The sequence below is a fragment of the Actinomadura fulvescens genome, from assembly GCF_039533225.1.
In the GTDB taxonomy this organism is placed as follows: Bacteria; Actinomycetota; Actinomycetes; order Streptosporangiales; family Streptosporangiaceae; genus Spirillospora; species Spirillospora fulvescens.
In genome coordinates, this window is record NZ_BAAATD010000006.1 from 412,912 (window position 1) to 427,675 (window position 14,764).

The 14,764-nt window shown below is 72.6% G+C and carries 11 protein-coding genes; 7 read left to right on the forward strand and 4 right to left on the reverse strand.

Annotated features, from left to right (window positions below):
• The first annotated feature begins 44 nt into the window (after window positions 1–44).
• Complete coding sequence (locus ABD333_RS24215) at window positions 45–1,022, forward strand: hypothetical protein (protein WP_344544395.1); 978 nt, start codon at window positions 45–47, stop codon at window positions 1,020–1,022.
• A gap of 57 nt (window positions 1,023–1,079) precedes the next feature.
• Here the strand turns inward: ABD333_RS24215 and ABD333_RS24220 are convergent, their stop codons facing one another.
• Complete coding sequence (locus ABD333_RS24220; protein WP_344544397.1) at window positions 1,080–1,943, reverse strand: helix-turn-helix domain-containing protein; 864 nt, start codon at window positions 1,941–1,943, stop codon at window positions 1,080–1,082.
• Window positions 1,944–2,064: 121 nt separating this feature from the next.
• On the opposite strand from ABD333_RS24220, the gene ABD333_RS24225 reads away from it, so the two are divergent.
• The gene (locus tag ABD333_RS24225; protein WP_344544399.1) at window positions 2,065–2,412 is read left to right on the forward strand and encodes a DoxX family protein; all 348 of its coding nucleotides are present in this window, start codon (window positions 2,065–2,067) and stop codon (window positions 2,410–2,412) included.
• An 11-nt stretch (window positions 2,413–2,423) separates the two neighbouring features.
• On the opposite strand, the gene ABD333_RS24230 is transcribed toward ABD333_RS24225, so the two are convergent.
• Window positions 2,424–3,713 carry an aspartate aminotransferase family protein gene (locus tag ABD333_RS24230; protein ID WP_344544401.1) on the reverse strand — a complete coding sequence of 430 codons (1,290 nt, stop codon included), beginning with the start codon at window positions 3,711–3,713 and terminating at the stop codon, window positions 2,424–2,426.
• Window positions 3,714–3,817: 104 nt separating this feature from the next.
• Here ABD333_RS24230 and ABD333_RS24235 point away from each other — a divergent pair, with 104 nt between their 5' ends.
• A complete protein-coding gene (locus ABD333_RS24235) occupies window positions 3,818–4,780 on the forward strand; it encodes a LysR family transcriptional regulator (protein WP_344544403.1) in 963 nt (320 codons plus the stop codon).
• Between the two features lie 144 nt (window positions 4,781–4,924).
• Here ABD333_RS24235 and ABD333_RS24240 read toward each other — a convergent pair whose 3' ends face one another.
• Window positions 4,925–6,430 carry an AfsR/SARP family transcriptional regulator gene (locus tag ABD333_RS24240; protein WP_344544405.1) on the reverse strand — a complete coding sequence of 502 codons (1,506 nt, stop codon included), beginning with the start codon at window positions 6,428–6,430 and terminating at the stop codon, window positions 4,925–4,927.
• A gap of 138 nt (window positions 6,431–6,568) precedes the next feature.
• Here ABD333_RS24240 and ABD333_RS24245 point away from each other — a divergent pair, with 138 nt between their 5' ends.
• Window positions 6,569–7,465 (forward strand): NAD(P)-dependent oxidoreductase, encoded by an 897-nt coding sequence (locus ABD333_RS24245; protein WP_344544406.1) that lies wholly within the window; start codon window positions 6,569–6,571, stop codon window positions 7,463–7,465.
• Window positions 7,466–7,473: 8 nt separating this feature from the next.
• Here ABD333_RS24245 and ABD333_RS24250 read toward each other — a convergent pair whose 3' ends face one another.
• Window positions 7,474–8,376, reverse strand: coding sequence for a LysR family transcriptional regulator (locus ABD333_RS24250; protein ID WP_344544408.1), 903 nt, complete (start codon window positions 8,374–8,376; stop codon window positions 7,474–7,476).
• Between the two features lie 140 nt (window positions 8,377–8,516).
• On the opposite strand from ABD333_RS24250, the gene metE reads away from it, so the two are divergent.
• From metE to ABD333_RS24265, 3 genes are all read left to right on the forward strand, one after another.
• Entirely contained in the window at window positions 8,517–10,781 is a 2,265-nt protein-coding gene (gene metE / locus ABD333_RS24255; RefSeq protein WP_344544410.1) for a 5-methyltetrahydropteroyltriglutamate--homocysteine S-methyltransferase, read from the forward strand.
• Between the two features lie 95 nt (window positions 10,782–10,876).
• Window positions 10,877–11,740: a poly(ethylene terephthalate) hydrolase family protein gene (locus ABD333_RS24260; protein WP_344544411.1), complete on the forward strand. Its 864-nt coding sequence runs from the start codon at window positions 10,877–10,879 to the stop codon at window positions 11,738–11,740.
• 285 nt (window positions 11,741–12,025) lie between these two features.
• Window positions 12,026–14,737, forward strand: a complete 2,712-nt coding sequence (locus ABD333_RS24265; protein WP_344544412.1) for a helix-turn-helix transcriptional regulator — start codon at window positions 12,026–12,028, stop codon at window positions 14,735–14,737.
• The last annotated feature ends 27 nt before the right edge of the window (window positions 14,738–14,764 follow it).

The window sequence follows — 14,764 nt, forward strand, 5'->3', positions numbered from 1 at the left end:
CTTCAGCCATAAGAGAACGGACATCCGCTTTAGATGGAGTCACCATGCAGACCCCCGTCCGCGCCCTGATGCTGGGCGCCGCCGCCACCCTGCTGCAACTGGTCATGGTCATCGCCTTCGCCTGGCCGGCGACGCACATCGAGCCGCGGGACGTACCGCTCGTCGTGGCCGGGCCGCAGTCCGCCGCGGTCGCGCAGCAGCTTGAGCAGCGGCAGCCGGGCGCCTTCGACATCGAGGAGCGGGCCGACGAGGCCGCCGCCCGGCAGGCCCTCACCGACCGCGAGGCCTACGGCGCGATCGTCACCACCCCCACCGGCCCGCGCGTCATCGTGGCCTCGGCGGCGAGTCCCCTGATCGCCCAGCAGCTCACCCAGGTCGCCCAGCAGATGGCGGGCGTCAAGACCGTACCGGTGCAGGATGTGGTGACCGCCGACGCCGACGACCCGCGCGGCTCCGGATTCGGCGCGATGGCCCTACCGCTGATCATGTCGGGCATCGCCGGCGCGGTGCTGCTGACCTTCCTGATCCCGTCGGTGGCGTGGCGCCTGGCCGGCGCGGCCACCTTCGCCGTCCTCGGCGGCCTCGGCACCGGCTGGCTCGCGCAGGGCTGGCTGTCGATCCTGCCCGGCTCCTACCTCGCGGTCTCCGGCGTCATGATGCTCGCCATCCTGGCCGTCACCGGCACGGTCGCCGGGCTCGCCGCCGCGGTCGGCCGGGCGGGCATCGGCCTCGGCGCGCTGACCTTCCTCCTGCTGGGCAACCCGCTGTCGGCCGCCACCTCCGCGCCCGAACTGCTCCCCCAGCCGTGGGGCATGATCGGCCAGCTGCTGCCCCCGGGCGCAGGGGTCTCGCTGCTCCGCTCGGTCGCGTTCTTCGACGGCGCGAACGCGGGCGGCCCGCTCACCGTGCTGCTCGCCTGGGTGGCCGCCGCACTGGTCTTGTTCGGCATCGGCGCCGTCCGGAGCCGCCGCCCGCGGCCCGCGGAGCAGGCCGATCACCGCGAGTCCGCCCTCGCGTCCTGACCCCCGCGCCTGGAGGCCGGTGCCCGCTCGGGCACCGGCCTCTTCGGCGTTCGCGGATCAGGCCGTGACGACGCGCAGCGCGCCCGGCTGGCGGCCGGTGAGATGGTCGAGCGCGGCGGACGTGGCGTCGTCGGCGGGCAGGTGGACGATGAGCCGCTGCCCGTCGGTCTCGTTCAGTTCGAGCACCTCGCGGGAGAGCCGCAGCTCCCCCGCCTCGGGATGGGCCAGGCGTTCGACCGGGAGCGGCGCCGGCGGCCTGGTCGGCATCGCCAGCCGGTCGCTGAACGCGGGACCGGCGAGGACCATCAGCTCGTCGACGAATCCCGCGATATGGGGGTCGGTGCAGTCGGACCGGTACCGCAGGTCCATGACGAGCTCGTCCGCGATCCGCCCCCAGTCCGGGTAGGCCGCACGCGCCCTGCTGTCGGTGAACGTGAACCGCAGGATGTTGGGCCGCTCGGCGTCGAGCAGGCCGAGAGGCCTGACGAGGCGTTCATAACCGGTCGTGTAGGCGAGCACGTCGCCCAGACGGTTGAGCAACACGGCGGGCGCGGGTTCCAGCCGTTCGAGCAGCACCCGCACCGTGGGCCGCACGGACTTGCTGGGCGGGGCGAGCGCTCCCGGGCAGAGCGCCCCGAGCCCGCCGCTGCTCTTCTTGGCCAGGTGGCGCAGGTGGACCCGGTCGTCCGTGCTGAGCCGCAGGGCGTCGGCGAGCGCGCCGAGCACCTGCGCGGACGGATGGCGGTCGCGGCCCTGTTCCAGGCGCGTGAGGTACTCGACGCTGATGCCGGCGAGCATGCTCAGCTCCGACCGGCGCAGGCCGGGCGTGCGGCGCCGGCTGCCCTCGGGCAGGCCCACCTCGGTGGGCTTGAGGGCCTCCCGGCGGAGGCGGAGGAACGTCCCCAGCTCGTTGTCGCTCACGAGCGCAATGTACCTGCTCGCCCCGTTCCGCATCGTGGCCCTCCGAGGGCCAGTCTGAGCTCGGTCTCCCTACGCCGCCGCCGTTGCCGCAGGTTAGAGCCACGACAACGAAGGAGTTCTGATGTTCATCGCTTACTCGATCACCGGTGTCCTGCTCGCCGCCGTCCTCTCGATCTCGGCCACGCTGCTGTTCAGGCGCAACGAACAGGTGGCCGGCGACCTCGTCAGGATGGGCGTCCCGGAGGCGTGGTTCCCCCGGCTCGCCCTACTGAAGCTAGCGGGCGCGGTGGGCCTGCTGGCGGGGCTGGCCGTACCGGCGATCGGGATCGCCGCCGCGATCGGCGTGATCCTCTACTTCGCCGGTGCGGTCATCACCCACGTCCGGGCCCGCGACTTCGCCCTCGCCCCGGCCGTCGTCCTCACCGTCGCCGCCGCCGTCGTCCTGGGCCTGCGCGTCGCCGCCACATGAGGCGCGCGCCGTCAGGGGGCGGACTTGGTCAGGGCCTCGTCGAGGATCTCGGCGGCCGTGTCGATCTCGTCCTCGGTGACCGTGAGCGGCGGGGCGATGCGCAGGCAGGCGCTCATCCCCGCGCCCGCGGGGCTGCGGACGATGTTCATGCAGAGCCCGGCCTGCTCGCAGGCCCGCGTCACCTCCGAACCGAGCACGGTGGCCGGTTCCCTCGTCTCCCGGTCGGTGACCAGCTCGACGCCCCACAGCAGGCCGTGGCCGCGGACCTCGCCGATGATCTCGTGCCGTTCCGCCATCTCGCGCAGATGACCGCTGAAACGTTCGCCGCGCTCGCGGGCCCGGGCGGGCAGGTCCTCTTCCTGAACGACCTGGAGCACGGCGAGCGCGGCGGCGGCGGGCAGCGGATCGGACTGGTGGGAGGTGTAGTAGAGCAGGTCGCGTTCCTGCGCCGTGCGCGTGATCTCGGTGGACGTGACGACCGCGCTGATCGGCAGGCCGCCGCCGAGGGTCTTGGAGAGGGTCACGAAGTCGGGGGTGATCCCGAACAGCTCCATCCCGTACATCGCGCCGAGCCGCCCGAAGCCGGTCTGCGCCTCGTCGAGGATGAACAGCAGCCCGCGTTCGTGGGCCAGCTCCATGAGCCGGGCGAAGTAACCGGGCGGCGGTACGAGGATGCCCCCGGCCGACAGCACCGGCTCGGCGATCACCGCCGCCGGTGCGCCCACCGACTGCTCGTCGTACTGCTCGAAGCCGACCTCCAGGCAAGTGGTGTCGCACGTGTCGGAGCAGTGCTTGATGGGGCAGCGGTACGAATAGGGCGCCGGCAGCGTGAAGACGCCGGGCTGGGTCGGGCCGTGCCCGCGGCGCCCGGCGGAGAAGGTCAGCGCCTGGCTCATGGCGGTCATTCCGTGCCAGCTGCGCCCGAGCGCAAGCACCTCGAAGCCGCCCGTCGCGAGCTTGGCCATGCGCACGGCCGCCTCGTTCGCCTCGCCGCCCGTGCTCAGGAACATGGCCCGGTCGAGGCCGTCCGGCAACGTGGCCAGCAGGCCCTCGGCCAGGTCGAGCACCGGCGGCGACAACATCGTCGAGTTGAGGTGGACGACGTCCTTGAGGGACCGCTCGATCGCCGCCACGATGCGCGGATGGTTGTGCCCGATCGTGGCGCAGATCTGCCCGGAGGTGAAGTCGAGGACGCGCCGCCCGTTCGTGGTCAGCAACCACGAGCCGGCGGCGCTCTCGATCAGTTCCGGCCAGAAGTCTCCGCCGGTGTAGCGGATCAGCAGCTCGGCCCGTGGATCCATCTGCCTGCTCCTCCCATGGGGATGTCCTGAGGCGATCGTCACCGCTACCGACCCATCGGGTCTATCGGATGTTTTCGAGCGATATTCGTGGAAGAGTCCGAAGCATGATGGACTTGCAGCGGCTTCGCCTGCTGGGCGAGCTCCGGAGCCGCGGCACGATCGCCGCCGTGGCCGACGCGCTCTCCTACAGCCCCTCGACGGTCTCCCACCAGCTGTCGGAGCTGCAGCGCGAGGTCGGCGTCACGCTTTTCGAACGGGACGGGCGGCGGCTCCGGCTCACCGAGGCCGCCCACGTCCTCGCCCGCCACGCCGACGTGCTGCTGGCCCGGGTCGAGCTGGCGGAGGCCGAGGTGGCGGCCACGGCGGGCGCGGTCACCGGCGTGGTGCGGATCGTGGCGTTCCAGACGGCCGCCTTCCTGCTCGCACCCGTGCTCGCCGACCTGGCGGAACGCCATCCCGGGCTGCGGATCGAGACCGTGATGTCCGAGCCCGACGAGGCCCTGGAGACCCTCGAACGGCGCGGCTGCGACCTGGCCATCTGCGACGAGTACGAGGCGGTGCCACGGCCCCGGCCCGCCGGGTTCGCGTTCGAGGAACTGCACGTCGAGCGCGTCAAGCTGGTCGTACCGCGCGACCATCCGGTGGCGGGCGCCACGCCCGCGCGGATCCGCGACCTTGAGTCGGAGGTATGGGCGGGCGGGGCGCCCACCGAGAGCCACGGGCGGTTGATCAACGAGGTGTGCCGCAGGCACGGCGGCTTCACGCCCGACCGCCGCCATCAGACCTGCGACGTGCTGGCTTTGCTCGCGCTGGTCTCCGCACGGCAGGCCGTCACGCTCCTGCCCGAGCTTGCCCGGCCGGAACGCGACCCGGGGGTGGCCGTCCTCCCCATCGCCGGGCGTCCCGTGGTTCGCCGCATCTTCACGGCCGTACGGGAGGCGAGCCTGCCCCGCCCGGCTTTGGTCGCCGTTCGAACCGCACTGCGAGCAGCCCGTTCCCCCGCACCAGAACCACCACACGCCACACCACCAAACGGCCTACACGCCCTCAACCCGAGCAACCTCTAGCCGAAGCCGCGCGCTGGTCATCCGGAGTGCGCACCTGAGCGAGCCCTTTGGGCGAAGGCTGCGCGCTGGTCAGCTGGGCTGCGCACCTGCGACCTTCTAGGCGAACGTTGCGCCTGGTCAGCTGGGTGCGCACCGGGGTGACCTTTAGGCGAAGGTTGCGCGTTGGTCTTGTGGGGTGCGCGACCGGCCTTCGGTGAAGGCGGTTGCGAACGCCTCGTCGCCCAATGCCTGGCGTACGGAGGTGGTGATTCGGTCGACGTCGCCGCGTTCGGCCGGGGGCAGCGGCGCTCCGACACTCTCGCGGGTGGCGGCGGCCGTGCCTAGCAGGCTCGCGGCGCTCGCCGGCCGGCCGGCGAGCGCCCGCGCGCCGGCCAGGCCTTCGAGAGCGAGGGCTACCGCGCGCGGGTCGGCGGTGGCGGCGGCGCCGTCGTAGGCCTCCAGGTGCAGCGCGACGGCCCGCTCCGCGTCGCCGCGGAGTTCGGCGACGAAACCGAGCTCGGCGGTGATGAACGCGATGCCGGCGCTGCCGCCCACCCGTCCGAGCCAGGCGAGCGGGCTGCGCAGATGGGCCTCGGCGTCGTCCAGCCTGCCCTGCCGCCGGGCCACCAGTCCGAGCCCGATCTCGGCGAACTCCCGCGAGGATCTGCTCGAATGCTCGACGGCGAGCCGCAGCGCACGTTCGTGGAGCGTCCGGGCCCGGTCGAGGTCTCCGGTCAGCAGCGCGATCCGGCCCAGTCCGGCGACCTTGAACGAGACCTCGGGCCACAGGCCGAGCTCCTCGGCCACGCGGACGCCCTCCTGGCGCAGCCGGCCGGCGCGTTCGTAGTCGCCGGCGATCTCGGCGGCCCGTTCGAGGGGGTCCATCGCGACGAGGCGTCCCCAGGCGTCGCCCAGTTCCGTGAAGATAGCGAGGCTCTCCGCGCCGTCCCGTTCGACCCGCGCGAGATCGCCGGGAACGACCGCGAGTCCCAGCTCGTCGCGCAACCGGTCGCGCAGCTCGCCGTAGGTCGCGAGTGCCTCGGTCGGGCGCCCGGCGCGGTAGAGGGCGCGCATGTACGCGGCGCGGAGCCGTTCGCGGAGCGGATGGCGCTCGACGAGACCCGCGAGCTCACCGGTCAGCGTGCTGTGCTCACCGAGCTCCAGCCGTGCCTCGGCGTGCGCTTCGAGTGCCGCCAGCCGCTGTTCGCCGAGACGCGCGATCGCGGCGCGGGCGAACTCGTCGTCTTCGAAGTCCGCGTAGGCGGGGCCGCGCCAGAGCGCGAGCGCGTCCGCGAGCAGGGCCGCCCGAGACCGTGGATCATCGGTCTTGCGTGCCCGCTCGACCAGGGCCTCGAAACGGCCGGCGTCCACGGCGTCCGGGGAGATCTCCAGCAGATAGCCGGGCACGCGCGAGACGACCAGGTCACGGCCGCCCGGCGCCGCGTCCGCCAGGGTCCTGCGGAGCTGGGAGACCCGCGCCTGGAGCGTGCCGAGGGGGTTGCGGGGCGGCCGTTCACCCCACAGATCGTCGATCAGCCGGTCGGTGGAGACCGCACGTCCCGACTGGGTCAGCAGATCGGCGAGGAGCGCCCGGACCTTGGCCTCGGGGACCTTCACCTGTGTGCCGTCATCGGTCCAGACGGCCAGCGGACCGAGCACCCCGAAGCGCATTCCCCCAGGTTAATGGAGCACCCGGACACTTCCTCCCGGGCGCTCCCGGACGGCCCGTAGCGCATCGGAAGCGTCTCCGAAGGGCCTCACCGCAGTGTGGAGCCACAACGGTCGAACACGACGAGGATGGAGATCACGATGGCGACGCAGAAGATCCCGGTGACGGTCATCGGACTGGGCCCGATGGGCGCGACGATGGCCGAGACGTTCCTGAAGGCCGGGCACCCGGTCACGCTCTGGAACCGTACGGCGAGCAAGGCCGACGCCCTGGTCGCCCAGGGCGCGACGCTCGCCGCGACCCCCGCCGACGCACTGGCGGCGAGCGACCTGGCGGTCATCAGTCAGATCGACTACCAGGCGATGTACGACTCGATCGGCTCCGCGACGGACGCTCTCAAGGGAAAGGCGCTGGTCAACCTCAGCTCCGACACTCCGGAGAGGCTGCGCGCGGCGAACGACTGGGCGTCCGGGCACGGCGCCGACCTGATCACCGGCGGCATCATGACCCCGCCGCCGGGCATCGGGCAGCCGGGCGCGTACACGTTCTACAGCGGCTCCGAGGCGGTCCTGGAGAAGCACCGCGAGACGTTGAAGGTGCTGACGGACGTGACGTACGTCGGCGCCGACCACGGCCTGGCGATGTTGTTCTACACGGCCCAGCTGTTCATCTTCTGGTCGTCGCTGGCCAGCTACATGCACGCGGTCGCGCTCGTGGGCTCGGGCGGGGTCGCGCCGGAGGCCTTCCGCCCGTACGGGGCGGCGACCATCGGCGACCTGGCGAGCGACGGTCCGATGGGCTTCGTGAAGATCCTCACAGCGGAGATCGAGAAGGGCGAGTACCCGGGCGAGCTCAACAGCCTGCTCATGCAGGCCGTGAGCTCGGACCACGTCGTCGAGGCCAGCAAGGCAGCGGGCCTGGACACCGGGTACCCGACGGCGTTGCGGGACCTCTTCTGGCGCGCGGTGGACATGGGCCACGGAGCCGACGGGCTCGGCAGCCTCTACGAGGCCATCAAGAGCCCCGCCAAGGCCTAGGGCGCGCCCTAAGGGGCACTGCGGCGGCGGAGGGCCTCCTGAACGGTCTGGACGAGCGCCATCACCTGGGCCGAGGCGTTCTCCCGGTCCCAGACCAGGCCGTAGGTCATCCGGAGATCGCCCAGGTCACCGTCGCCGAGCGGCGGGAAGCTGATGTCGGGGCGGCGCACGGTCTCCGCGAGGAGGCGCGGCGCCGGCATCAGCCCCCGCCCGGCGGCGACGAGGTCGAGCGCCGCCGCGAGGTCGTCGATGTCGTGCGCGGCGACCTGCGACTGGAGGGCCGCGCGCAGCCGACCGGGGAGCTGGACCCACAGGGCGCGCGGCAGAAGGATCGGATGCCCGGTCAGCTGCTCCGGCCGTACGGACGAGGCGGTGGCCAGCGGGCCGCCCGCCGGGACGGCCAGGTGGGTGACGGGCACGTGGAACCGCGCGGTCGTCGCGAGCCCCGGCGGAAACGGCGCGCTCATGATCGCGACCGCGGCGGTGCCCTGGGTGAGCTCCGCGGTCGCCTCCGTCCAGACCGCCGGGCGCAGCTCCACCTCGGCATCCGGCGCGTGCCGGGCGAGGCGCCGGGCGACCTGCGCGGCGAGCGTCCCGACGAGCGGGTCATAAGCGAACCGAATCGACTTCCCCTGGGGACCGGCGAGACGGCTCGCCTCGGAGGAGAACGCGGCCGCCTGTTCCAGCAGGGCCTCGGCATGCGGCAGCAGGGCCCGGCCCGCCGGTGTCAGCTGAACCGCACGGCTCGTCCTCTCGAAGAGCCGCAGGTCGAGAGCCCGTTCGAGACGCGCGACGGCCTGGCTCACCGCCGGCTGCGACATGTCGAGCCGGACGGCCGCCCGGGAGAAGCTGAGCTCGCGAGCGACGACCGCGAAGCAGCCGATGTCGCGCAGCGGCGGTCCGTGCTCCATCGGTCAGCGCCGCCCGAGGGGCGCGGTCTGTGAGGCCATGCGACCAGTGTCGGCGATAACCGGCGCTGATGGATCCGGCGGGCGCGGATGGGACTGGGCACACTGCGTCTCCCGTCCTCGCAGGATTCGAAGGAGACCGCATGACCGCCCGGCCGAACGCCTTTCCCGCCGCCACGATCCTCGGCTACCCGAGGATCGGGCCGCGCCGCGAGCTCAAGCGGGCCCTGGAGTCGTACTGGAACGGCCGATCGACCCGTGACGACCTCTCCGCGGCGGGCCGCCGGCTCCGCGAGGCGACGTGGCGGCGGCTCACCGAACTGGGACTGACGGCGCCGCCGTCCAACACGTTCTCGTTGTACGACCATGTGCTCGACACCGCGTTCATGCTCGACGCCGTGCCCGCCCGCTACCGGACAGCCGACGACGTCTACTTCGCGATGGCGCGGGGAACGGCCGACGTGGCGCCGCTGCCCATGACCAAGTGGTTCGACACCAACTACCACTACATCGTTCCCGAGGTCGGCCCGGAGACCGTCTTCCGGCTGGCGGACGACAAGCCTCTGCGTGAGGTCGCCGAAGCCCGCGAACTCGGCATTTCCACGCGACCGGTGCTGCTGGGACCGATCACCTTCCTCCTGCTCTCGCAGGCGTCCGCCGGTAGTCCTGACGGCTTCACTCCCCTGCATCGGCTGAACGACGTGCTCGACGTCTACGCCGAGCTGCTCACGGCGCTCGCCGCGGAAGGCGTGGACTGGGTACAGCTGGACGAGCCCGCGCTCGTCGCGGATCGTTCGGACGAGGAACTGGCGGCGGTGCGGGTCGCGTACGAACGACTCGGCGGTCTCAGCCTCGCGGACCGCCCGCGGTTGTTCGTCTCCTCCTACTTCGGGGAGCTCGGCGCCGCCCTGCCCGTGCTGGCCGGCTGCCCCGTCGAGGCGATCGGACTGGACCTGGACCGGGGGCACGACGTGCTGGCCCGGCACGACCTGGGTTCCCTGGCGGGCAAGACGGTCGTGGCGGGTGTCGTGCCGGGCCGGAACGTCTGGCGCACTCATCTGAACGGCGCGTTGGAGGCGCTGCGGTTCCTGCGCGGCAAGGTCGGTGACGTGACGGTGAGCACCTCATGCTCGTTGCTGCACGTTCCGTACGACCTGGACGCGGAGACCGATCTCGATCCCGCGCTGCGGGAACGCCTGGCCTTCGCCGACCAGAAGGTGGGCGAGGTCGTCGAGCTCGCCCGGCTGCTCGCGGCGGCCCCCGACGCCGTGGTGACCGCTCCGCCCGTACGGCGGCGGCCACCGGCACCGGAGGCGGCGCCGCCCGCCGAGCGGAGCCCGCATGCCGTACGCGCCGCCGCGCAGGCGGCACACCTGCGCCTGCCGCCCTTGCCGGTGACCACGATCGGGTCGTTCCCGCAGACCGGCGACATCCGTGCGGCCCGCGCGGCGCTGGCCGCCGGAGAGATCACTGCCGACCGGTACGAGGAGCTGGTCAAGGCGGAGATCGAACGGGCCGTCCGGCTCCAGGAGCGGCTGGGCCTCGACGTCCTCGTGCACGGCGAGCCCGAACGCAACGACATGGTGCAGTACTTCGCCGAACACCTCGACGGGTTCGCGATCACGCGGCACGGCTGGGTGCAGTCGTACGGCTCCCGCTGCACCCGCCCACCCATCCTGCACGGCGACGTCGCGCGGCCCGCCCCGATCACGGTGGGGTGGGCGCGGTACGCGCAGTCGCTGACCGACAGACCGGTCAAGGGCATGCTCACCGGGCCGGTGACCATCGTCGCGTGGTCGTTCGTCCGCGAGGACCGCCCGCTGGCGGCCGTGTTCGACCAGGTGGCGGACGCGATCCGCGCGGAGGTGGCCGACCTCCAGACGGCGGGCGTCTCGATCATCCAGGTGGACGAGCCCGCGCTGCGCGAGCTGCTGCCGCTGCGCCGGGCCGACCAGGCCGCCTACCTCTCCTGGGCCGTCGGCGCGTACCGGCGGGCCACGTCCGTCGCGGCCGACCGCACCCAGATCCACACCCATCTCTGCTACTCCGACGCCGCCGAGGTGCTCACCGCCATCGACGCGCTCGACGCCGACGTGACCACGATCGAGTCGGCCCGGTCCAACGCGCGCGTCCTCGACGACCCGGCCATGGCGGGCTTCGGCCGCGGCCTCGGCCCGGGTGTCTACGACATCCACTCGCCCCGCGTCCCCTCGGTCGCGGAGATCACCGAACTGGTCGAGACGATCCTGAAGGTCCTGCCCGCGGAACAGGTCTGGATCAACCCCGACTGCGGGCTCAAGACCCGCACGTACGAGCAGGTCGAGGCCGCCCTCGCGAACGTCGTCACCGCCACGGCCGGAATCCGCGGGCGCGAGCCTCAGGTACTTCTCCGTTCTTGTGATAACTGAGCGGGCGGAATCTTTGGCTGACCACATAGGCCGCGGTGTGGTCACAGCCACACACTTCAGGGGCTTTTCCCCACCCCTGAAGAAAGGACCCCCTCTTGAGACCCTCCAGGCTCATCACGGTTCTTGTGGCGCTGCTGGCCGCTTCCGTAGCCCTCGTCGGTGTTCCGTCGGCCGCGCTGGCGAACCCCTACCAGCGCGGCCCGGATCCGACGCTCGCGAGCATCCAGGCCGAGAAGGGCCCCTTCGCCATCTCGCAGCTGACCGTTCCGGCGGGATCGGGCACCGGGTTCAACCACGGCACCGTCTACTACCCGACCGACACCAGCCAGGGCACGTTCGGCGCCGTGGTCATCATCCCGGGCTTCACCGAACCCGAGAGCACCATGGCCTGGTACGGCCCGCGCCTCGCCAGCCAGGGCTTCGTGGTCATGACGCTCCAGCCCTACTCGGTGCTCAACATCCCCGACAACCGCGCCGACCAGATGCTCGCCGCGCTCGACTACCTGACGACCAAGAGCACGGTCAAGAACCGGATCGACGGCAACCGGCTCGCGGTCATGGGCCACTCGATGGGCGGCGGCGGCAGCCTGCGCGCCACCCAGAAGCGGCCGACGCTCAAGGCCTCGATTCCGCTGGCCCCCTGGCACACCGAGCGCAACTGGACGACCGTGAAGACCCCCACGCTGATCATCGGCGCGGACAACGACTTCATCGCCGGGGTGGGCACCCACGCCGAGGTGTTCTACAACAGCCTCAACCAGGCCCCCGAGAAGGCGTACCTGCTCCTGAAGAACGCCGGCCACATGGCGCCGATCTTCCCCAACACGACCATTGCGATGTACAGCATCTCCTGGCTCAAGCGGTACGTGGACGAGGACACCCGCTACAGCCAGTTCCTCTGCCCGGCCCCCGCCCCCAGCACGACCATCGCCCAGTACAAAGACACCTGCCCGGCCTAACCACAAACGGCCCGCCCCCACAGGGGGCGGGCCGCTCCGCACGCGCAGACGCCCACACACAGCCAGCCGCCCCCACACAGGCGGGCCCCTCCCACCTAGGCGGGCCGCTCCCACACGACCGGACGTCCGCGCACAGCCAGACGCCCCCCGCAGTGCAGGCGTCCGCACCCGGGCGGGCCGCTCCCACGCAGGCGGGCCGATCACGCACGGACGGCGTTTCCGCAGGGGTGGGTGTTCGCGGGTGGCGGGGGCTGTTTGTGCGTGCGGGTGGGGCAGAATCGGGACATGTTGCGTGGGCGGGGGACAGAACGGGCGGCGCTTGAGGGGCTGGTGGGGGCCGCGCGGGCGGGGTCCAGCCGGGTGCTCGTATTGCGCGGGGAGGCGGGCGTCGGCAAGTCGGCGCTGCTGGAACATGCCGTCGCCAGTGGCGGGGAGATGCGGATCTTGCGGGCCGGTGGGGTGGAGCCCGAGGCGGGGCTGGCCTTCGCCGCTCTGCACCAGCTGCTGTGGCCCGTGACCGGGCTGCTCGACGCGCTGCCCGAGCCGCAGCGCGACGCCGTGCGCGGCGCGCTCGGGCTCGCCGCCGCTCCGCCCGACGATGCCCGGTTCCTTCTGTCGGCCGGGGTGTTGTCGCTGCTCACCGAGGCGGCGGCGGACGGCGGTCTGCTGTGTGTGATCGACGACTTCCAGTGGTTCGACCGTGCCTCGGCGGATGCGGTGTTGTTCGCGGCCCGGCGGTTGCGGGCCGAGGGAGTGGGGTTGCTGCTGGCGGTCCGTGATCACGCCGGCGTGCCCGTCCGTGATCTTCCGGAGCTTCGCGTCGGCGGGCTCGATGAGGTCAGTGCGGCGGAGTTGCTCATCGAACGGGCCGCGGTCGCTCCGGCGGCTCCGGTGCTGGACGAGCTGGTCGCCTTGTGCGGGGGCAACCCGCTGGCGCTCGGGGAGGTGGCGGGGCTGCTGACGCCCGAGCAGCTCACCGGTCGCGCTGCCCTTCCTGATCCGCTGCCGATCGGCGCCGGGATCAGCGAGTTGTTCGGGCGCCAGGTGGACGGCCTCCCCGAACCGGCGCGCCGCGTGCTCCTGGTGGCCGCGGCGGAGGGGACGGGCGACCTCGGTCTGGTGCTGGACGCGGCGAAGCGGCTCGGCGGCGATGACCCGGACGTGGGTCCGGCGGAGTCCGCCGGGCTGGTCGGCGTCGCGGGGTCGTCGATCCGGTTCCGGCATCCGCTCGTTCGGTCGGCGGTGTATGCGGCGGCGGATTCGGGCCGGCGCCGGGCCGCGCATCTGGCGCTCGCCGACGCGCTGGGCGGCGACCTCGACCGGCGGGCCTGGCATCGGGCCGCCGCCTCGGTCGGCAGGGACGAGGAGGCGGCGGCCGAGCTGGCCGCTTCGGCCGGGCGAGCCCGCGCACGCGGTGGGTACGCCGACGCGGGCGCCGCGCTGGCTCGCGCGGCCGACCTCACGCCCGACCTGGCGGTACGGGCCCGGCGGCTGACCGACGCGGCGACGGCTTCCTGGTTGGGCGGCCGTCCCGGCCAGGCCGAGACATGCCTGGCGCGGGCGCGCGAGCTGGCGGACGATCCGCGGCTCCTCGCCGAGCTGGCCCAGCTCCGAGGCCGGTTCGAGCTCTGCTCCGGCGACGCGGCCGAGGCGCGGCGTGTGTTCACCGAGGGCGCCGAACGCGCCAGGGAGAGCGATCCCGGGCGTGCCCTGGAGATGCTCGCCGACGCCGCCGAGGCCGCCGGGAACGTCGGAGACGACGAGGCCCTGGTGGAGATCGGCCGGACGGCGGCGTCGTTCGAGGGAGGCGACCCGTTCCTGCGGTCCGTGCTGGTCGGGATCGGCGCGATCCTGGCGGGTGACGCCGGGCGCGGGGTGCCTGCCTTGCGATCGGCGCTGGCCTCGGCCGACGGGCTCGACCAGGCCGCCCGCCTGATGTGGGCCTCCGCCGCCGCGAGCCACCTCGGCGACATCGACGCCTCGGCCCGCCACATCATCCAGGCCGGTCGCGTCGCCCGTGTCTCCGGGATGACGGGTCAGCTCCCGGTCGTCCTGGAGTTCGTGGCGACGGCCGAACGGCTCAGCGGCCGGTTCACGCTGAGCGCCGCGATCAGCGACGAGGGGCTGGCGCTGGCCCGCGAGGCGGGCTACACCAACTCCGCGGCGGCCCACCTCGCCAATCTCGCGGTGATCGCTGCCGTGCGGGGACGCGCGGACGACTGCGAACGCCACGCGCGCGAGGCGCTCGCCATCGCCATCCCGCACCGCGTCGGCCTGCGCGCGAGCATCGCCACGTACGCCCTCGGCCTCCTCGATCTGACCCTGGGGCGGTTCGCGGCGGCGCACACCCGTTTCGAGTCGATGGTCAACGCCGGTCCCGGAGCCGCACACCCGATCTCCACCTGGCGTTCCAGCCCCGACCGGATCGAGGCCGCGGTCGGCTGCGGCGAGGCCGCCCGTCCGATCCTGACGGCGTACGAACGCTGGGCCGCCAACGCGCTGACCCCGCAGTCGCAGGCCCTCGTCGCACGCTGCCGAGCCCTTCTGGCCGAGGACACCAACGAGGCCGTGGCGCACTACCAGGAGGCGCTGCGGCTCCATGCCAGCGGCAACGGCTCGCCGTTCGAGGAAGCCCGTACGTCCCTCCTCTACGGGGAACGGCTGCGCCGGAGCCACCGCGGCGGAGACGCCCGGGGGCCGCTCCGTGCCGCCATGGAGACGTTCCAGCGGCTCGGCCTGGACCCGTGGGCCGCACGCGCTCATGACGAGCTGCGCGCCTCCGGCGAGTCGGTGGCGCGTCCCGAGGCGGTCGCGCTGAACGATCTCACCCCGCAGGAGCTGCGCATCGCCCGTCTCGTGGCCGAAGGCGCGTCCAACCGCGAGGTGGCGGCCCGGCTCTTCCTGAGCCCGCGCACCGTCGAGTACCACCTCTACAAGATCTATCCGAAGCTCGGCGTCAGCTCCCGCACCGAGCTGGCGCGCCTGGTCGCCACGTGATCCCTGGCCGGTGGAAACCCAGTGGTC